Here is a 242-nt window from a genome sequence, read left to right on the forward strand (position 1 = left end):
TCACGATCACACCCACGGTCGCCAGCCCCGCCGGCACCAGCAATGCCGTGAGCACCTGTTCGAAGTTCCAGCCCAGCCCCAGCAGCGTCGCACCACTCCAGGCCCCGAGAATCGCACCGAAGCGGCCTATACCCAGCATCCACGATACCCCTGTGGCGCGGCCCTGTGTCGGATAGAAGCGCGCCGCCAGCGAAGGCATCGCCGATTGGGCGCCGTTCACGCACATGCCGGCAACCAGCACC

At 67.4% G+C, this 242-nt stretch carries 1 pseudogene; it reads right to left on the reverse strand.

The window, feature by feature from the left end:
* Positions 1-242: pseudogene (locus FQ668_RS28085) on the reverse strand (aromatic acid/H+ symport family MFS transporter); the annotation flags it as partial.

The sequence above is a fragment of the Pseudomonas sp. Kh14 genome, from assembly GCF_900291005.1.
In the GTDB taxonomy this organism is placed as follows: domain Bacteria; phylum Pseudomonadota; class Gammaproteobacteria; order Pseudomonadales; family Pseudomonadaceae; genus Aquipseudomonas; species Aquipseudomonas alloputida.